General features: G+C 59.5%; 17 protein-coding genes and 4 tRNA genes. 10 read left to right on the top strand and 11 right to left on the bottom strand.

The annotated features are described in order from the left end of the window. The first annotated feature begins 43 nt into the window (after nucleotides 1-43). The 6 genes from clpB to LCH64_RS20505 all read left to right on the top strand — a co-directional run bounded on the left by clpB (nucleotide 44) and on the right by LCH64_RS20505 (nucleotide 5108). Nucleotides 44-2608, top strand: coding sequence for an ATP-dependent chaperone ClpB (gene clpB / locus LCH64_RS20480; protein ID WP_027612807.1), 2565 nt, complete (start codon nucleotides 44-46; stop codon nucleotides 2606-2608). A 295-nt stretch (nucleotides 2609-2903) separates the two neighbouring features. Next, a tRNA-Asn gene (locus tag LCH64_RS20485) sits at nucleotides 2904-2979 on the top strand. A gap of 9 nt (nucleotides 2980-2988) precedes the next feature. Further along, a tRNA-Pro gene (locus LCH64_RS20490) sits at nucleotides 2989-3065 on the top strand. Between the two features lie 5 nt (nucleotides 3066-3070). Continuing rightward, nucleotides 3071-3146: transfer RNA gene (locus tag LCH64_RS20495), tRNA-Lys, on the top strand. Nucleotides 3147-3243: 97 nt separating this feature from the next. After that, nucleotides 3244-3320 (top strand) — tRNA-Pro (locus LCH64_RS20500). A gap of 162 nt (nucleotides 3321-3482) precedes the next feature. Continuing rightward, nucleotides 3483-5108 carry a methyl-accepting chemotaxis protein gene (locus LCH64_RS20505; protein WP_103484971.1) on the top strand — a complete coding sequence of 542 codons (1626 nt, stop codon included), beginning with the start codon at nucleotides 3483-3485 and terminating at the stop codon, nucleotides 5106-5108. Between the two features lie 152 nt (nucleotides 5109-5260). Here LCH64_RS20505 and LCH64_RS20510 read toward each other — a convergent pair whose 3' ends face one another. The 4 genes from LCH64_RS20510 to LCH64_RS20525 all read right to left on the bottom strand — a co-directional run bounded on the left by LCH64_RS20510 (nucleotide 5261) and on the right by LCH64_RS20525 (nucleotide 7998). Beyond that, a complete protein-coding gene (locus LCH64_RS20510; RefSeq protein WP_003228306.1) occupies nucleotides 5261-6559 on the bottom strand; it encodes an NAD(P)/FAD-dependent oxidoreductase in 1299 nt (432 codons plus the stop codon). A 63-nt stretch (nucleotides 6560-6622) separates the two neighbouring features. Beyond that, the gene (locus LCH64_RS20515) at nucleotides 6623-6796 is read right to left on the bottom strand and encodes a DUF3094 family protein (protein WP_003228304.1); all 174 of its coding nucleotides are present in this window, start codon (nucleotides 6794-6796) and stop codon (nucleotides 6623-6625) included. Nucleotides 6797-6847: 51 nt separating this feature from the next. Continuing rightward, nucleotides 6848-7375 carry an MOSC domain-containing protein gene (locus tag LCH64_RS20520; RefSeq protein ID WP_003228303.1) on the bottom strand — a complete coding sequence of 176 codons (528 nt, stop codon included), beginning with the start codon at nucleotides 7373-7375 and terminating at the stop codon, nucleotides 6848-6850. Next, entirely contained in the window at nucleotides 7372-7998 is a 627-nt protein-coding gene (locus tag LCH64_RS20525; protein ID WP_003228301.1) for a DUF1780 domain-containing protein, read from the bottom strand. Before LCH64_RS20525 ends, LCH64_RS20520 begins: the two co-directional genes overlap by 4 nt. Nucleotides 7999-8116: 118 nt before the next feature. Here LCH64_RS20525 and LCH64_RS20530 point away from each other — a divergent pair, with 118 nt between their 5' ends. Both LCH64_RS20530 and LCH64_RS20535 read left to right on the top strand, forming a co-directional pair. Beyond that, nucleotides 8117-8806, top strand: coding sequence for an energy-coupling factor ABC transporter permease (locus tag LCH64_RS20530; protein WP_103484970.1), 690 nt, complete (start codon nucleotides 8117-8119; stop codon nucleotides 8804-8806). A 65-nt stretch (nucleotides 8807-8871) separates the two neighbouring features. Further along, nucleotides 8872-9087, top strand: a complete 216-nt coding sequence (locus tag LCH64_RS20535; protein ID WP_226501109.1) for a hypothetical protein — start codon at nucleotides 8872-8874, stop codon at nucleotides 9085-9087. 2 nt (nucleotides 9088-9089) lie between these two features. Here LCH64_RS20535 and yacG read toward each other — a convergent pair whose 3' ends face one another. The 5 genes from yacG to pilB are packed head-to-tail and all read right to left on the bottom strand — an operon-like array spanning nucleotide 9090 to nucleotide 13698. Next, the gene (gene yacG / locus LCH64_RS20540; protein ID WP_003228296.1) at nucleotides 9090-9287 is read right to left on the bottom strand and encodes a DNA gyrase inhibitor YacG; all 198 of its coding nucleotides are present in this window, start codon (nucleotides 9285-9287) and stop codon (nucleotides 9090-9092) included. Then, nucleotides 9284-9907 carry a dephospho-CoA kinase gene (gene coaE / locus LCH64_RS20545; protein ID WP_226501110.1) on the bottom strand — a complete coding sequence of 208 codons (624 nt, stop codon included), beginning with the start codon at nucleotides 9905-9907 and terminating at the stop codon, nucleotides 9284-9286. Before coaE ends, yacG begins: the two co-directional genes overlap by 4 nt. Then, nucleotides 9904-10776, bottom strand: coding sequence for an A24 family peptidase (locus LCH64_RS20550; RefSeq protein WP_226501111.1), 873 nt, complete (start codon nucleotides 10774-10776; stop codon nucleotides 9904-9906). Before LCH64_RS20550 ends, coaE begins: the two co-directional genes overlap by 4 nt. A 1-nt stretch (nucleotide 10777) precedes the next feature. Beyond that, nucleotides 10778-11995, bottom strand: a complete 1218-nt coding sequence (locus LCH64_RS20555; RefSeq protein ID WP_003228289.1) for a type II secretion system F family protein — start codon at nucleotides 11993-11995, stop codon at nucleotides 10778-10780. A 2-nt stretch (nucleotides 11996-11997) separates the two neighbouring features. Further along, entirely contained in the window at nucleotides 11998-13698 is a 1701-nt protein-coding gene (gene pilB, locus LCH64_RS20560) for a type IV-A pilus assembly ATPase PilB (RefSeq protein WP_103484969.1), read from the bottom strand. A 228-nt stretch (nucleotides 13699-13926) separates the two neighbouring features. Between pilB and LCH64_RS20565 the strand changes: the two genes are divergently transcribed. Together LCH64_RS20565 and LCH64_RS20570 are read left to right on the top strand one after the other, a co-directional pair. Next, a complete protein-coding gene (locus LCH64_RS20565; protein WP_097089220.1) occupies nucleotides 13927-14364 on the top strand; it encodes a pilin in 438 nt (145 codons plus the stop codon). A 297-nt stretch (nucleotides 14365-14661) separates the two neighbouring features. After that, nucleotides 14662-15018 (top strand): BON domain-containing protein, encoded by a 357-nt coding sequence (locus LCH64_RS20570; RefSeq protein WP_003228284.1) that lies wholly within the window; start codon nucleotides 14662-14664, stop codon nucleotides 15016-15018. A 269-nt stretch (nucleotides 15019-15287) separates the two neighbouring features. On the opposite strand, the gene LCH64_RS20575 is transcribed toward LCH64_RS20570, so the two are convergent. Together LCH64_RS20575 and LCH64_RS20580 are read right to left on the bottom strand one after the other, a co-directional pair. Beyond that, a complete protein-coding gene (locus tag LCH64_RS20575) occupies nucleotides 15288-15584 on the bottom strand; it encodes a DUF2845 domain-containing protein (RefSeq protein ID WP_226501112.1) in 297 nt (98 codons plus the stop codon). After that, complete coding sequence (locus tag LCH64_RS20580; protein WP_226501113.1) at nucleotides 15584-18532, bottom strand: DUF748 domain-containing protein; 2949 nt, start codon at nucleotides 18530-18532, stop codon at nucleotides 15584-15586. Before LCH64_RS20580 ends, LCH64_RS20575 begins: the two co-directional genes overlap by 1 nt. Between the last annotated feature and the right edge of the window lie 99 nt (nucleotides 18533-18631).

Genomic DNA, 18631 nt, shown 5'->3' on the forward strand with positions numbered 1-18631 from the left:
GGATGGTTTTTAGGTCCGGCCTGCTCAAAAGGAAGGTGACCCCATGCGTATAGACCGTTTAACCAGCAAATTACAGTTGGCGTTGTCCGACGCCCAATCCCTGGCCGTTGGCCACGATCATCCGGCCATCGAGCCGGCGCATTTGATGCAAGCCATGCTTGAACAGCAGGGTGGTTCGATCAAACCCCTGTTGATGCAAGTCGGCTTCGACGTCAACAGCCTGCGCAAAGAGCTGACCAAAGAGCTCGATCAATTACCGAAAATCCAGAACCCGACCGGCGACGTCAACATGTCGCAGGATCTGGCGCGTCTGCTCAATCAGGCTGATCGCCTGGCTCAGCAGAAGGGCGACCAGTTCATTTCCAGCGAGCTGGTGCTGCTCGCCGCGATGGACGAGAACAGCAAGCTCGGCAAACTGCTGCTCGGCCAGGGCGTGAGCAAGAAAGCCCTGGAAAACGCGATCAACAACCTGCGCGGTGGTGAGGCGGTAAATGACGCCAACCACGAAGAGTCGCGTCAGGCGCTGGATAAATACACCGTCGACCTGACCAAGCGTGCCGAAGAAGGCAAGCTCGATCCGGTGATCGGCCGTGACGACGAAATTCGCCGCACCATTCAGGTTCTGCAGCGCCGCACCAAGAACAACCCGGTGCTGATTGGCGAGCCTGGCGTGGGTAAAACCGCGATTGCCGAAGGTCTGGCCCAGCGCATCATCAACGGCGAAGTGCCGGACGGCCTCAAGGGCAAACGTCTACTGTCGCTGGACATGGGCGCGCTGATTGCCGGTGCCAAGTATCGCGGTGAGTTCGAAGAACGCCTGAAAGCCCTGCTCAATGAGCTGTCGAAGCAGGAAGGGCAGATCATTCTGTTCATCGACGAATTGCACACCATGGTCGGCGCCGGTAAGGGTGAAGGCTCGATGGATGCCGGCAACATGCTCAAACCGGCATTGGCGCGCGGTGAGCTGCACTGCGTCGGCGCAACCACGCTCAACGAGTACCGCCAATATATAGAGAAGGATGCGGCGCTTGAGCGGCGTTTCCAGAAAGTGCTGGTGGACGAGCCGAGCGAAGAAGACACCATCGCCATCCTGCGTGGCCTCAAGGAGCGTTATGAGGTTCACCATAAAGTGGCGATCACCGACGGCGCGATTATCGCCGCGGCCAAGCTCAGCCATCGTTACATCACTGACCGGCAACTGCCGGACAAGGCCATCGACCTGATCGACGAGGCCGCCAGCCGTATCCGCATGGAGATCGACTCCAAGCCGGAAGTGCTCGATCGTCTGGAGCGTCGCTTGATTCAGTTGAAGGTTGAGTCTCAGGCACTGAAGAAAGAAAGCGATGAAGCGGCGATGAAACGCCTGGAAAAACTCCAGGAAGAAATCGTCCGCCTCGAGCGTGAGTACTCGGATCTGGAAGAAATCTGGAACTCGGAAAAAGCCGAGGTACAGGGTTCGGCGCAGATTCAGCAAAAGATCGAGCAGTCGCGTCAGGAGCTGGAAGCGGCGCGCCGCAAAGGCGACCTCAACCGCATGGCCGAATTGCAGTACGGGGTGATCCCGGATCTGGAACGCAGCCTGCAAATGGTCGACCAGCACGGCAAGAGCGAAAACCAGTTGCTGCGCAGCAAGGTGACCGAAGAGGAAATCGCCGAAGTCGTTTCGAAGTGGACCGGTATTCCGGTGTCGAAAATGCTCGAAGGCGAGCGCGACAAGCTGATGAAGATGGAAAGCCTGTTGCACCAGCGTGTGATCGGTCAAGACGAAGCGGTGGTTGCGGTCGCCAACGCGGTACGCCGTTCGCGTGCCGGGCTGGCGGATCCGAATCGTCCAAGCGGCTCGTTCATGTTCCTCGGCCCGACCGGTGTCGGTAAAACCGAGCTGTGCAAGGCGCTGGCCGAATTCCTCTTTGATACTGAAGAGGCGATGGTGCGGATCGATATGTCCGAGTTCATGGAGAAACATTCCGTGGCACGGCTGATCGGCGCACCACCAGGCTATGTTGGCTACGAGGAGGGTGGTTACCTGACCGAAGCGGTGCGTCGCAAGCCTTACTCGGTGATCCTGCTGGATGAGGTCGAGAAGGCGCACCCGGATGTGTTCAACATCCTGCTGCAAGTGCTGGAGGACGGCCGTCTGACCGACAGTCACGGGCGCACGGTGGATTTCCGCAATACCGTGATCGTCATGACGTCGAACCTCGGTTCGTCGCAGATTCAGGAACTGGTCGGTGACCGTGAGGCCCAGCGTGCAGCGGTGATGGACGCGCTGACGTCGCACTTCCGTCCCGAGTTCATCAACCGGGTCGACGAAGTGGTGATTTTCGAACCGCTGGCGCGGGATCAGATCGCGGGCATTACCGAGATCCAGCTGGGCCGTCTGCGCAGTCGTCTGGCCGAGCGCGAGCTGAAGCTGGAACTGAGTCCGGAAGCGATGGACAAGTTGATTGCCGTGGGTTACGACCCGGTGTATGGCGCACGTCCGCTCAAACGTGCGATCCAGCGCTGGATCGAAAACCCGTTGGCGCAGTTGATCCTGTCAGGGCATTTCCTGCCGGGCGATACGGCGACCGGCAAGGTCGTGAACGACGAAATCGTTTTCGACTGAGCGGCAAAGCCAATGAAATAAGGAAGGCCTCGCTTTGCGAGGCCTTTTTTTCGTTAGGCTGTTGAACTCTAAGGAAAAGGCTTGTAAAGTGCGCCCCGCAGTCAGTCACCCGCAGCATCTCAGCTCACTGAGCTGAAATCTGAAATAAGTTGCAAATCATTAACTTGAAAGCGATTTAGGGGGTTGACAGAGGTGTTCTAGGTTGTAGAATAGCGCGCCTCAGACACACGAACGCAGCGATGCGAACGACGTCTAAGAGCTGTAAGATTCACCGTTGTAAATTGAAATATGTAGTTCCGTGATAGCTCAGTCGGTAGAGCAAATGACTGTTAATCATTGGGTCCCAGGTTCGAGTCCTGGTCACGGAGCCAATTTCAAACCGGGGTATAGCGCAGTCCGGTAGCGCGCCTGCTTTGGGAGCAGGATGTCAGGAGTTCGAATCCCCTTACCCCGACCATTTTTGGGTCGTTAGCTCAGTTGGTAGAGCAGTTGGCTTTTAACCAATTGGTCGTAGGTTCGAATCCCACACGACCCACCATTTTTGAAACCAGGTAACACTGGGATCGAATCTTAAGATCAGAGGCCAAAAGCGCTGATCGAAGAAGGCGATCTTTGAAAGGTCGCCTTTTTTTTACCGGGGTATAGCGCAGTCCGGTAGCGCGCCTGCTTTGGGAGCAGGATGTCAGGAGTTCGAATCCCCTTACCCCGACCATATTGAAAATCCTCGTATCGAAAGATACGGGGATTTTTTTTGTCCTCACGAAAGACAATTCCCTTCAAGTCATCGTACAACTTGCCGATAGCCCGCTAACGAGAGGGGACTGCCGCTGTTCGCCCCTTCAATCTGGCCAATACAAGAATAAGGGCGTTCCTCATGTTGCTTCGTCAATTGAATATTGCTCCACGTGCCGCACTGGGTTTTGCCCTGATCGCGGTACTGGTGGCGTTGCTTGGTGTCTTTGCCTTGGGGCAGATGTCGAGCATCCGTGACAGTGAGGTCGCAGTAGAGAGCCAGTGGCTGCCGAGCATTCGCGGCGGCGACGAGATTCGTGAGTTGATGCTGCGGATTCGCACGATTTCCCTGCGCATGGCACTTGATCAGGATCCGAAGAACATCGCGACTTACCGCAGCCAGATGGACACCCGCGACAAAGAGCTGAGCGAGAAGATCGCCGCCTACGACAAACTGGTCACCACGCCGGAAGGCCAGCAGCTCTATGACCAGTTCAAAAAAACCTTTGCCGCGTATCGCACCGGTATCGCGCAATCCTTCACCCTGGCCGATCAAGGCCAGCGTGACGCACTGACCAAACTGCTGCTGATTGATATGAAAACCGTGGTCGACGGCTCCGGCAAGCAGCTCAATGACCTGGCGGATCTGTTCGCCAGACAGGTGGCCGCTGAAAGCCAGAAATCCGCTGACCACTATCAGACCTCGCGCACCATCGTCAGTCTGTTCATCGCGCTGGCGGCGCTGGCCACGGTGGCCCTGGCCATGTTGCTCACCCGCAGCATCGTCCGTCCGCTGAGCAGCGCTGTCAGCGCTGCCGAAAGCGTGGCCCGTGGCGATCTGACCCGACCGATCGAAACCCACGGCAACGATGAGGTCAGCCGTTTGCTCAAGGCGCTGGCGACCATGCAGCAGAACCTGCGGGAAACGCTGCAAGGCATCAGCGGTTCGGCCACGCAACTGGCGACCGCTGCCGATGAACTCAACGCCGTGACGCTCGATAGCACACAAGGCCTGCAACAGCAGAACAACGAAATCGAACAGGCCGCCACGGCGGTCAATGAAATGACCACGGCCGTTGAAGAAGTCGCGCGCAATGCCGTGTCGACGTCCGATGCCACCCGTCAATCCAGTGAGTCGGCGCAACTGGGACAGGCGCGGGTCAGCGACACCGCGTCGGCCATCAATGCGCTGGCCAGCGACGTGCAGCACACCGGCGAGTTGGTGCAATCGCTGGCCAACCAGTCACAGGACATCGGCAAAGTGCTGGATGTGATCCGTGCCATTGCCGAGCAGACCAACCTGCTTGCGCTCAACGCCGCCATCGAGGCGGCCCGCGCAGGGGAGAGCGGACGAGGTTTTGCGGTGGTCGCCGATGAAGTGCGGGCGCTGGCCTATCGCACCCAGCAATCGACGCAGGAGATCGAGCAGATGGTGCAGGGCATGCGCAGTGGTTCAAGCCTGGCGCTGGATTCGATGCAGGCCAGCGCTGCACGGGCCACGACCACGCTGGCGTTGGCCGAGCGTGCCGGGGAGGCGCTGGAAACCATCACCGCGTCAGTGCATGAGATTCATGAGCGCAATCTGGTGATCGCCAGTGCCGCCGAAGAGCAGGCGCAAGTTGCGCGGGAAGTGGATCGTAACCTGGTGAACATTCGCGACCTGTCGGTCCGTTCGGCAGCAGGCGCCGATCAGACCAGCGCGTCGAGTCACGAACTGTCGCAACTGGCCAACGCGCTGCAAGGCATGGTGCGGCGCTTCCAGCTCTGATGAACAGAGATCGATTGTAGGAGTGAGCTGGATTTGTGAGCTGCGCAAAACAATGTGGGAGCGGGCTTGCTCGCGAAAGCGGTGTATCAGTCGACATGAATGTTGAATGACACGACCTCTTCGCGAGCAAGCCCGCTCCCACCGTTTTTAAATCAATGCAGCTTCAGGCGTGGCTCGGTGCCGCGACCGATCTTGCTGCCCAGCATCAGCATCGCCGTGCGAAACGGCCCGTACAGCGCCATCTGGTGCATGCGGTACAGCGAGACATAGAACATCCGCGCCAGCCAGCCCTCGAGCATCACGCTGCCGGTCAGGTTGCCCATCAAGTTACCCACAGCCGAGAAGCGCGACAGCGAAATCAGCGAGCCGTAGTCGGTGTATTTGTACTCCGGCAGGGTCTTGCCTTCGATGCGCAGCTTGAGCGACTTGGCCAGCAACGAAGCTTGTTGGTGCGCGGCTTGCGCACGCGGTGGCACGTTGCGATCCGAACCCGGTTGCGGGCACGCGGCGCAGTCACCGAAGGCGAAAATGTTTTCGTCGCGGGTGGTCTGCAACGTCGGCAGCACTTGCAGCTGATTGATACGGTTGGTTTCCAGACCGTCGATGTCCTTGAGGAAACCCGGCGCGCGAATCCCGGCAGCCCAGACTTTCAGGCTGGCCTTGATCACGTTGCCATCGGCGGTAATCAGGCTGTCGGCGGTCACTTCGCTGACCGAAGCGTTGGTCATCACATTGACCCCGAGTTTCTCCAGGGTCTTGTGCACCGGGCCGCTGATGCGCTCCGGCAGGGCTGGCAACACCCGAGGGCCGGCTTCGATCAGGGTGATGTGCATGTTTTCCGGTTTGATCCGGTCCAGGCCGTATGCAGCCAGCTCATGCGCCGCGTTGTGCAGTTCTGCCGCCAGCTCGACGCCCGTGGCGCCGGCCCCGACGATCGCTACGCTGATCTGCTCGATCACATCGGTCTGCCCGGCATGCGCGCGCAGATAGTGGTTGAGCAGTTGCTGGTGAAAGCGCTCGGCCTGTTTACGAGTGTCGAGGAACAGACAGTGCTGCGCCGCGCCCTGGGTACCGAAGTCGTTGGTGGTGCTGCCGACACTGATCACCAGCGAGTCGTAGGCCACTTCACGAGCCGGTACCAGTTCCACGCCGTTCTCGTCGTAGGTGGCGGCCAGCTGGATTTTCTTCTGCGCGCGATCAAGCCCGCTCATGCGCCCCAGCTGGAACTCGAAGTGGTTCCATTTCGCCTGGGCAACATAGTTGAGTTCGTCTTCGGAAGAGTTCAGCGATCCAGCGGCCACTTCGTGCAGCAGTGGTTTCCAGATGTGCGTGAGGTTCGCGTCGACCAGCATCACACTGGCCGTGCCGCGCTTGCCCAGAGTCTTACCCAGACGGGTAGCCAGCTCCAGACCGCCGGCGCCGCCGCCGACAATAACAATACGATGGGACATAGGGATAACTCGCAAGGTTTTTAAAGGAAATCGGTGCGGTTACCCGAGCGAGCGCGAGGCAGCTCATAGCGTCAGGTAACTGATTAATCGGCTCAGCAAGCCCAGACCAATGGTCACTGCCAGTACCAGCACCAGGAGCATCCACGGCCGGAAAGGCCGGCGCTCGACACGGTGTTGGGACAACTGCAGGTACTCTTCGACATGCTTCTGGTCTTCGGGGTTCAGGCGGCTGGTCATAAAGGCCTCGTCAGGTAGACGTTGCTGAAGGTGGGGAAGCTACAGCGGTTTTTAACCCGGGTTGAATGCAGCATAGCCACTGGCCGGAACCGGTTCGACAGAAACACCGTCGTCGAGGCGAATGATCCCGCTTTGTAACACCCGCGCGGTAATTCCGCCATGCCCGCGCACCGCTTGAAAGGTGCCGGGGCCAAGGTTGTTTTGCAGGCGCGCGCAGGGCTGACACCAGCCGGTGGTCTCGAATATTGCCTGGCCGATGCGAAAGCGCCGACCCTTGAGACTAAACAGATTGATACCGCTGATGACCAGATTGCGCCGCAGGTCTTCAGGCCTCACGGGTTGATCTTCAGGCCGGCCCATCAACGCGCTGATGACCGCCAGGTGTTCGAACTGAATCAACGTCACTTGCCGCGCATTGCGCACGCCGGGGCGGGCGTGGTCACCGGTCAATCCGGCTTCGAGCCGTGCCTCGACGGCGTCGAGCTCGATCATCGGGCCGCGAGACTCGGGGCGCACGCCGATCCAGCGTACGCGGCCAGTCTGCGGGACGTCGGCAATCAACTGCTGCAGCGGCGTCACAGGCTGATCCCGACATCGAAGACGATGCTGCGACCGAGGTTGCTGCGCAGAAAGTCCGGCGCGTCGGGATGGGCGAACAGCACCCGGGCGAAGGTCGGGCCGACCAGCGACAGCGAGCGCCAACCCTGGCGCAGATACTCGGTCGGCGGTGGAAAATGGCTGTTCAGGTCCAGCACCTCGCGCTTGAGGCTGGCGAAGGCAATGATGTCCAGTTCACCCAGATCCATACCGCGTTCTTTGTAGTTGTGCGCTTTTTTACGCAAGGTCGGCGCCAGTCGCAGCAAGAACTCATTGGCCGGGATCCGCCGTGGCTTGGCTTCACGGCGCACCAGTTGGCTGAGGGAGAACGCACTGCGTCGACGTTGCAATTCGTCGCGCCATTCGTCGTTGAGTCGGCGGCCTTCATCGAGAACGAAGAACACTTCGAAATTGGCATCGCGAAACAGCACGTCCGGCGGCTCGCCGGCGGGGGCGAACTCATCGGCGCGGTAAGGGATGTTCAAGCCTTGCAGCAGGCGCTGGCAGACCCAACGCTCACGCTCCCATTTGCGGGCATTGGACAGGAACGCGTTGGCTTGCTCGGCCGCAATGGTCAGCAGGCGTAAGTAATCTGAGTCATCCATAGGCCCAAGCTTAGCGTTCAAATGCGACAAGCAGAAAGCTTTGCATCGGCTGATGCCTGGAAGAGGGCGGTGTAGACTCCGATGAGGGAATCAAACCCATGGAGAAGGTAAGGGATTCATGATCGGTGCAGAACTGCTGTCTTCGACAAGCCTGACACTTGGCTGGCTGATTTACCTGCCGGTGCTGGTCTGGGCGATCTGTCGTGCGCCGTGGGTCGAGTTGTTCACTGACAGTCGCCGCCAGCATCTGCTGTTCGGCACGGTGTTCGCCTTGTTTCTGCTGTGGATGGTGCGCAGGGATTTCGACACCGGGGTTTCTTATCACTTTATCGGCATGACCGCCGTGACGTTGCTGCTCGACTGGCCGCTGGCGATCATCGGCGGGCTGGTGGCGCAGCTCGGGCTGGTGTTGCTCGGGCGTCAGGATCTGGCGGCGGTCGGGGTCAACGGTACGTTGCTGATCCTGTTGCCGGTGTTGATCACCGAGTGCGTGGCGATCATCGTCGAGCGTGCCCAGCCGCGTAATCCGTTTGTGTACATCTTCTGTTCCGGGTTCTTTGCGGCGGCGTTGTCGGCGTTGCTGTGCCTGACATTGAGCCTGGGCCTGCTCTGGTACGACGGTCTGTTCGCCATGCCGGAATGGCTGGAAGACTTCATCGGCTACCTGTGGCTGCTGATTTTCCCCGAAGCCTTTATCAACGGCATGGTGATCAGCGCGCTGGTGGTGTTCAGTCCCGAGTGGCTGGAAACCTTCAACCGCACCCGCTACCTTTCGGCGCCCTGGAAGGACGACGATCCCAAGTCTTGATCCACATCAAACCCGCCACCCGCACGGCATTTCATGCTCGGCCAAATTCCTTCAGGAGCAGCGGCATGAGTGTTTACGAGTGGGCGAGGCAGGAGACACGGCAGAGTCTGGACATGGCGCTGGAGGTGGGCTTCGATCCGGGTCTGAGTTTGCGCGCCTTGCTCAGCGCGGTGGTGCAACAGAGCAAGACGGTGCGCAACGCCGAAGACCTGGCCGACGAGTTGCGCTTTCTCGCGGAAAACCTCTACGACGATCAGGACTACGGCTTCATGCGGCCCTGATCTCAGTGACGCGGGTCGAAATCGCCGGAGAACATTTCGTCTTCGGCATCCGGGGCGACCGGAATCTTGTGCTCTTCGGACGCCCAGGCGCCGAGGTCGATCAGCTTGCAGCGATCGGAGCAGAACGGGCGGAATTTGTTCTCGGGGGTGAATTCCACGGGGGCGCCGCAGGTTGGGCATTCGACGGTTGTAGGGCTCATGACTGGCCTCCGGATAAAGTCAGGTAAAAGTGATGCAGACGCTCGACTTCGCTGTGCAGCCAGGCGAGGTCGCGGTCGTTGACCACGACATCGTCGGCGTGGCTCACGCGATCTTCGCGGCTCGACTGGGCCTTGAGGATCGCCTGGACCTGCTGTTCGCTGGTCTGGTCGCGCTGCAAGGTGCGTTCGATCTGCAGTTGTTGCGGGGCGTCGATCACCAGAATCCGCTGGGTCATCGCGTGTTGCCCGGATTCGATCAACAGCGGCGACACCAGAATCGCGTACGGCGATTTTGCCAGCGCCAGATGATGGGCGATTTCCTCGGCGATCAACGGATGCAGCAAGGCTTCGAGCCAGCGGCGTTCCTCCGGCACTTCAAAGATCAGCTGGCGCAGGGCGGCGCGGTTCAGCGTGCCGTCAGCCTGCAACACATCCGCGCCAAAGTGCTCGGCAATCTTTGCCAGTGCCGGACGTCCCGGCTCGACCACCCAGCGCGCCGCATGGTCGGCGTCGACCACATGGATTCCGAGATCGATGAAGTGCCGGGCCGCGGCGCTTTTACCGCTGCCGATGCCGCCGGTCAGGCCGAGAATCCAGGGTTTTTCCACAGGGGTATTCATTTCAAACCGACAAACTGCCAATAGAAGTCGGTTATTTGACCACCCCAGAGCAAGGCAATCCAGCCGGCAATTGCCAGATACGGGCCGAAGGGGATCGGCGTCGAGGTTTTCTGCTCACGCAGACGCAGTAGAACCACCCCGACAATCGCCCCCACCAGCGATGACAGCAAGATCGTCAGCGGCAGAATCTGCCAGCCGCCCCAGGCCCCGAGCAGCGCCAGCAGCTTGAAATCGCCGTGGCCGATGCCGTCCTTGCCGGTCAGCAGCTTGAACAGCCAGAACACCGACCACAGCGCCATGTAACCGGCCACCGCACCCCACAACGCCGCGTGCAGCGAGACGAACAGCCCGAAACTGTTGACGATCAGCCCCAGCCACAACAACGGCAACACCAGCACATCGGGCAGCAGTTGATGTTCGGTGTCGATCAGGCTCATCGCCAGCAGCCCCCAGGTGAGGACGATCAACAGACCGGCCGGCCAGCCGAACCCCAGATGCCAGGCGACGAATGCCGAGAGCAGGCCGCAGGCCAGTTCGGTCAGGGGATAACGTTTGCTGATGGGGGCGGCACACGCCGAACAGCGTCCGCGCAACAGCAGGTAGCTGAGCAGTGGAATGTTCTCCCACGCCCGAATCCGGTGGCCGCAGTGCGGGCACTGGGAGTGCGGCAGCATCAGGTTGTAGGTTGGCAGCGGTGTTTCGCTCGGCAGGCCAAGGACATCCTGCGCCTGCTGGCGCCAATCGCGCTCGAGCATTTTCGGCAGACGCCAGACCAGCACGTTGAGAAAACTGCCGACCACCAGCCCCAGCAGCAGGGCGGCGAGTACGAAGGCCAGCGGATACAGACTGAAGAGTTCGTCGATAGGCATGTCAGATCGCTGAGCCGAGTTGGAAAATCGGCAGGTACATGGCCACGACCAGCCCGCCGACGATGACCCCGAGCACCACCATGATGAACGGCTCCATCAGGCTGGTGAGGTTGTCGACCATGTTATCCACTTCGTCCTCATAAAAACCGGCGACCTTGTCGAGCATGTCATCCAGTGCGCCCGACTCCTCACCGATGGCGGTCATCTGCACCGCCATGTTGGGGAAGACCCCGGTGCTGCGCATGGAAAAATTCAGCTGCATGCCAGTGGCGACGTCCTGGCGGATGCGCAGCACGGCACGTTTGAACACCACGTTGCCGGTGGCACCGGCCACCGAATCCAGTGCTTCCACCAGCGGTACGCCAGCGGCGAAGGTGGTCGAAAGGGTGCGGGCGAATCGCGCCACCGCCGATTTGTACATCAGCGTGCCCACCAGCGGCAGCTTCAGCAGCCAGGTGTCTTTGCGGTCGCGCAAGGCCTGGGATTTCTTCAGCGCATGACGGATGCCGAACACCGCCGCAATCAGGGCGCCGAGCACTATCCACCACCATTGCTGCATGAACTCCGAAATGCTGATCACCATCAGGGTAAAGGCCGGCAGTTCAGCACCGAAACCGGAGAATACCGCCTGGAATTGCGGCACCACTTTCACCAGCAAAATCCCCGTGACCACCATCGCCACCAGTACCACGGCGGCGGGATAGGTCATGGCTTTCTTGATCTTGGCCTTGAGCGCTTCGCTTTTTTCCTTATAGGTCGCGACCCGTTCCAGCAACGTATCGAGGGCGCCGGATTGCTCGCCGGCATCCACCAGGTTGCAATACAACTCATCGAAATACTGCGGCTTCTTGCGCAGTGCGGCGGCGAAGCTGTTGCCGGCGGCCACTTCCTGCTTCACCTCGTCTACCAGTTTGCGCATTGCCGGGTTGTCGAAGCCTTCGCCAATGATGTCGAACGACTGCAGCAGCGGTACGCCGGCTTTCATCATGGTTGCCATCTGCCGGGTGAACAGGGCGATGTCCTGGGCCTTGATGCGTTTGCCGAGGCTGAGCAGGGAGGTGGATTTCTTCCGTACCTTGCCCGGATTGATTCCTTGCTTGCGCAGTTGGGCCTTGATCAGCGCGGGGTTCTGCCCGCTCAACTCGCCCGTGACTTTGCTGCCTTTGCGATCCGTGCCTTCCCAGGCGTAGATGCTGATTTTCGCTGCCTTGACCGCCATGTTCAGTCCTTGGTGACCCGGTTGATTTCTTCCAGGCTGGTGATGCCTTGCATGGCCTTGTGCAGGCCGGAGGTGCGCAGATCGTCGAAGCCGTCGCGACGCATCTGGCTGTCGATTTCCAGCGAATTGCCTTCGGCCATGATCAGCCGTTGCAGGTCAGGAGTGTTTTTCACCACTTCGTAAATCCCCACGCGTCCCTTGTAGCCGCCGTTGCAGAGGTCGCAACCGACCGGCTCATAGATCGTGAAACTGCCGATCTGTTCCGGCGGGAAACCTTCCTTGATCAGTGTTTCGCGGGGGATCTCGATCGGTTTCTTGCAGTGGCTGCACAGCTTGCGCGCCAGGCGCTGGGCGATGATCAGGCTGACCGAGGTGGCGATGTTGAACCCGGGAATGCCCATGTTGTGCAGGCGGGTCAGGGTTTCGGCGGCGCTGTTGGTGTGCAGCGTGGACAGCACCAGGTGGCCGGTCTGCGCGGCCTTGATCGCGATTTCGGCGGTTTCCAGGTCGCGGATCTCGCCGACCATGATCACGTCCGGGTCCTGCCGCAGAAACGAACGCAGGGCCTGGGCAAAATCCAGCCCTTGTTTGGGATTGACGTTGACCTGGTTGATGCCTTCCATGTTGATTTCCACCGGGTCTTCGGCGGTGGAAATGTTGATGTCGACGGTGTTGAGAATATTCAGGCCGGTGTACAGCGATACGGTTTTCCCCGACCCGGTAGGCCCGGTCACCAGAATCATGCCCTGCGGCTGCTTCAGCGCTGCCATGTACAGGTCTTTCTGCGCCGGTTCGTAACCCAGCGCATCGATGCCGATCTGCGCGCTGGACGGGTCGAGAATCCGGATCACCACTTTTTCGCCCCACAGGGTCGGCAGGGTGTTGACCCGGAAGTCGATGGACTTGGTCTTCGACAGGCGCATCTTGATCCGCCCGTCCTGGGGTTTGCGTCGCTCCGAGATATCCAGGCTGGCCATGACTTTCAGGCGTGCGGCGATTCGCCCGGCCAACTGGATCGGCGGTTTGGCCACCTCGCGCAGGATGCCGTCGGTACGCACGCGCACCCGGAAGTTTTTTTCGTAGGGTTCGAAGTGCAGGTCCGACGAGCCACTTTTGATCGCGTCGAGCAGCATCTTGTGCACGAAACGCACGACCGGCGCGTCATCGGCATCGAGTCCGCCGATGGCGTCCTGGCGGCTGTCGTCGACGGACTCGACATCCACGCCGTCGAGATCAACGTCGGCCATTTCTTCGAGGCCGCTGGTATGGGTGTCGAAGAATTTCTCGATGGCCTCGGTGAGCTTGTCGTCCTCCACCAGAATGGCTTCGGTGCTCAGTCCGGTGCTGAACTGAATGTCATTGATCGCCTGATGATTGCTCGGGTCGGAAATGCCCACGAACAGTTTGTTGCCACGGCGCCACAAGGGCAGGGCGTGATGCTGGCGCACCAGTTTTTCACTGACCAGGCCCTTGGGCTGGGTTTCCTTGTCGAGGCAATTGAGGTCCATGAAGGCCATGCCGAAATGCTCGGAAGCGATCTCGGCGACCTGTGAGCTCTTTACCAGTTTGTTCTGCACCAGGTAGCTGACCAGCGACAGCCGATTGCGCTGCGCCTGTTGCCAGGCCTGCTGGGCGCTTTTTTCCGTAAGCAGTTCGGCCTGTACCAATTGCTTGGCCAGTCCGCTCAGAGCGATGTCATTCATGGGGATTCCGGATGCTGACAGTTCATGACTTATAGCCTAGTCAAGTGACAGCGCCAAACACGCCCGGTACAGGTGACAAAAAGTGTCAGATAGTGCGGTTACGGGTTGTAGGAAAGCGCGACACGGCCCCTTTATGCCGAGCGCACGGGGTCTGCAAGCGGTTGGCACGGCCTATGCTGAGCCCTTTGCAGATCATGAGATTCCGACTCATGCATGGAGAGCCTGTCTATGAACAACCAAAAAGGTTTCACTCTGATCGAGCTGCTGATCGTGGTGGCGATCATCGGGATTCTGGCGACGATTGCCCTGCCGCAGTATTCGAAGTATCAGGCGCGGTCAAAAGTGACTGCGGGGCTGGCGGAGATCAGTGCGATGAAGGTGCCGTTCGAGGACACCATCAATCAAGGTACCGCTCCGGATATAACCGCTGTGAATGGCGGTACAACCACCACCTCCAACTGTACGGTGGCGGTTACAGGCACAGCGGCGACGGGGGCGGGTAGCATCAGCTGCACGCTGCTCAACGCTCCGGGTCCGGTACTGGGCAAAACAATCACGCTCACCCGCTCGGGGGCCGCAACGGGCAACACCTCTGGTGTGTGGACCTGCGCCACGACAGTCAATCCTGATTACTCGCCAAAAGGTTGCACTGCCAGCGGCACTTGATGCGATGGCCTGATTGGCAAATGCCCCGCTTTGCGGGGCATTTTTTTGTTTTTTGACGCTGGAAAAAAGCTTCAAGAATTTCAGCGTGTTAGGAACTTTCCGAAAAGCCGCAACTTGCATGTCGATAATGCATGCGTCATGCAAATTGCATGATTCCGAAAATTTGCCTAATTCATAACTAATTGATTTATAACGATTTATTGTCTTTCGAAAAGTTGGCACAGCCTTCGCAATATACCCAGTAACCCTGCTGACAAGACAACCAGCAGACTTTCCAGAAAAACAGGAGTTACTCGTATGAAGAAGTTCGCTATCACTGCCGCTGCTGCTACCGCGCTGACCCTGACCATGGCTTCCGGTGCTTTCGCACAATCCACCCAGGCTACTCAGGCTCCAATGACTCTGGCTGCTGGTGAAATGACCAAGGCTAAAGAAGCTACTTCCGATACCTGGATCACTACCAAAGTCAAAAGCGACCTGGTAACCGAAAAAGGCATTCCAGGCACTGACATCAAAGTTGAAACCAACAAAGGTGTTGTATCGCTGTCGTCGACTGTAGCCATCACCGAGGCTCAGAAAACCACCGCAGTGGCTATCGCCAAGAAAATCAAAGGCGTCAAAGCGGTCTCCGCTGACGGCCTGAAAGCCGAGTAAGGCATGACTTCTCGCCTGGACCGGGAGAAGGCGCGACAGACGGGCCGAGCAATACGTCTGCCGCAACTTTAGAGTTCATGCGAACGGTCACACGGACGTGACCATTACGGGCCCCGGCACTTGTGTCGGGGCCTGTTCTATTTCAGGTCAGCAAAAGCTAAATGTGGGAGCGGGCTTGCTCGCGAATGCGGTGTGTCAGCAGGCATATTCATCAGCTGACACACCGCATTCGCGAGCAAGCCCGCTCCCACAGGGATATAGGTTGTGGTTCAGTTACCGCGCTTGCTGTTGATCTGCCGCAGGCGATTGCCTTCAAAGCGCAGGTATTGATACATGCCGTTGCTCGGGCCGTAGGTCCATTCCTCGACCTGAAACTCTTCGCGGCGATTGGCGCTGCGCTTGTAACCGAGGACATCGCGGCTGACCGGTTCGCCACACTTTTGCAGCACTTCGCTGGTGCGGTCGCCGAGGCTGACTAGCTGACTGCCACAACGCAGCGTGTCGGAAGCCAGGGCCGGGCTGGCGGCGAGCATCAGCGCTATTGCGACCAGCCAGTTGTGGTTCATCACTCGGCGTCCAGGTGCATTTGCGTCACGACCCGACCATCGCTTTCGGCTTCACCAAGGTTGGCGTCGATGAAGTACACCCGGTCATCCGCCAGTTGGCCCTTGTCGACCAGGTAGTCCTTGATGCTGCTGGCGCGTTCCTGCCCCAATTGGCGCAGCAGCACATCGCTTGAACTCCAGAACTTGATTACGCCGTCACGCATTTTCGCCGTGCGTTCTTCCTTGCCCAGATCCTTCCATTCGGCCGGTGGCTGGGTTTTCAGTCGGGTACGGTAGATGCCTTCGAGCAGCGGGCCTTTTTCGCTGTCCGGTACCTGCAGCAGGGAAGCCTGAGCCGGGACCTTGTCGCCACGACGCTGGAGCATTTTGTAGTAGTTGTACTGGTATTCACGTTCCAGACGCTGCTCGGCGATCAACGGACCGTCGCTGCTCTGAGCGGCGGTGCCTTCGATTTCCAGGCGCAGGGCCGGACGTTCCTTGAGGGCTTGGGAAAGTTTGTCCAGCGCCGACTGGGCGTCCTTGCTCAGGTCGCTGGATCCCGGAGCAAAGGACACGGTGCCGAGGTCTTCGGAACCGCCGCCGTTGATCAGCCCGCCAATCAGCTTGAACGGTGCCGCGGCAGCTTTGACGATGAGATTACGCAGGGTCTGCCAGACAATTGGCATCACGCTGAACTGTGGGTTATTCAGATCGCCAGTCACCGGCAGCTCGATGGAAATCTTGCCATCGACGTCCTTGAGCAGGGCAATCGCCAGCTTCAGTGGCAGGCTCACGGCATCCGGGCTGTCGACTTTCTCGCCGAGTTGCAGTTGCTCGACCACCACTTTGTTTTCAGCCTTCAACTGGCCCTTGGTGATCAGGTAGTGCAGGTCGAGGTTGAGCCGGCCCTTGCGGATGCGGTAACCGGCGAACTTGCCGGAGTACGGCGTCAGTGTCGTCAGTTCGACACGTTTGAAGCTGGTGGCGATGTCGAGACTGGCCATCGGATCGAACGGGTTGACCGCACCTTTTATGGTCACCGGTGCATAGCGATCGACCTTGCCCTTGACGTCGACGCTGGCCGGTTTCGCCTGACGGCTGTCGATGGTACCGATCTGGCCGTTGAGCTGTTGCACCGCCGTAGCGAAATTCGGCGTCAGGCTGAAGTCGGCGAAGTTGGCCGAGCCGTCGTTGATCGCAATCGCGCCGATGTGAATGCCCAGCGGCTTGTCCTTGTTGGCCGGCTTCGCCGCTGCAGTTTTCGCACCATTGCCGGCGGGCTGCGGGATCAGCAGATCGTCGATGTTGGTGGTGCGGTCATCGTTGATCATGAACCGCACATACGGCTGAAACAGGTTGACCTTGTCGATCGACAGGCTGTCACCGTGTTGATAGTTGATGCCTTCAACCACCACTTGCTGCCACTTGAGGAAGTCGCGGGTTTTCAGGGTGTCGAGGGTGTGCAGTTGATCGATCTGCGCCCGCCCGGTCACGCCGAGTGCCAGGGGGGCGGTGCTCTTGAGGTTGACCTTGAGGTCACTGCCGAGCATGCCGCTGCGCAGCTCCAGGCGAATGAACGGATTGATGTAGGACTGCGCGACACGCAGGTCGATGTCCTGGGTTTTCACGTTGAGCTGGGCGGTGACCGGCGCGAGGTTGACCACCCCGTCAGCGTTGATCTTGCCTTGTTTGCCCAAGCCGCTGTCGAGCCTGACCTTGAAGGGCGAACCGTTGAGGCTGTCGAAATCCTGCAGGTCGATGTTCAACGGGGTAATGTCCAGCGCCACCGGCGGGTTGGCCGAACGGTCGGCGAGATGCACGGTGTAGTTGCGTAGCTGTACGTCTTTGAGCAGCACTTGCCAAGGCTTGCTCGGCGCGGCCGGCGCTTTCGGCGAATCGGCGGCGGCCGGAGTGGACTTGGGTTCGGCGGCGGCCTGGGCGGCCGGTTTCGATGGCTGGCTGGCGAACAGTTTCTGCCAGTCGAGCTGGCCGTCGGCTTCGAGCGCGGCCCAGGTTTCCAGTTTGTTGCTGCGGATCTTGCCGACCACCACTTGCTGTTTGGCCAGGTCGACCGAGGTCTCGCTGACATCGAGGCGTTCGAGATTCGCCAGCGGGCGGCCGTCCGGCGCCTTGATCGCGAACGGCGCAATGCTCACCGCGACGTTGTTCAACAGCAGTTCGGTTTCTTTCGACAGATTCAGTTTGTATTCGGTGCTGAGGTTGATCACGCCGTCTTCGAGCACCAAGGGCAGCGCATCGCGTACGTAGGGCCAGAAGGATTTCATCTTGCCGTCGGTGACTTTCAAAGTGCCTTCGGAGGTGAACGGGATCAGGCTGAAGTTGCCTTTCCAGTCGATCTGCCCACCGGCCGGGCCGGCAGCCACCAGGGTCATGTCGGCATTGTCTTCGGGCAGGGTGCTGAGGTTTTTCAGTTCGAAGTCGAGTTTGTCGTAGAGGAACTCGATCGGCTCGCTCGGCCGGGCGTCCTGGAAATGCACGTTGCCCCCGGCCAGTTGAATGCGGTCGATGCGCAGCGGGAACGGCTTGGCATTCGGGTCGGCCGGGGTCGGCTCGCTGGCGGGAATTTTGAACAGGCCCAGCAGATTGAGCTGGCCGTCCTTGGCGAAGAGGACTTCGGTCTTGGGCTTGTCCAGCTCGATATCGGCCAGATGCAGCGCCTTGGTCCACAGGCTGTCGAGTTGCAGGTTGGCGTACAGCCGCTCGAAACCGACCTGCTCCTTGCCCGGCTCACCGATGACCAGCCCCCACAGGGTGACTTCAAGGCTGAACGGATTGAGTTCGATGCGCTGGATATGCGCCGGCACCGTGGCGTAGTTGGCCAACTGCTGGTTGGCAATGCGCAGGGCGATGCCCGGCAAAATCAGAAACCCCAGCAGGCTGTAGAGGGCCAGAGCAGTCAACAAGGCGCCAATCGCGCGAATCAATCCTTTGGGCATGTGCGGCTTCATCTGTCTGAATCGGAGTGCCTTGGAGTATGGCACGCGATTCTGGTTCCGAAGTACATCGTGGGGTGCAGGATTGTTCAGATTGTTCTGTAGGACCAAGAC

This window comes from Pseudomonas sp. MWU16-30322, assembly GCF_020515535.1.
Lineage (GTDB): Bacteria > Pseudomonadota > Gammaproteobacteria > Pseudomonadales > Pseudomonadaceae > Aquipseudomonas > Aquipseudomonas fluorescens_H.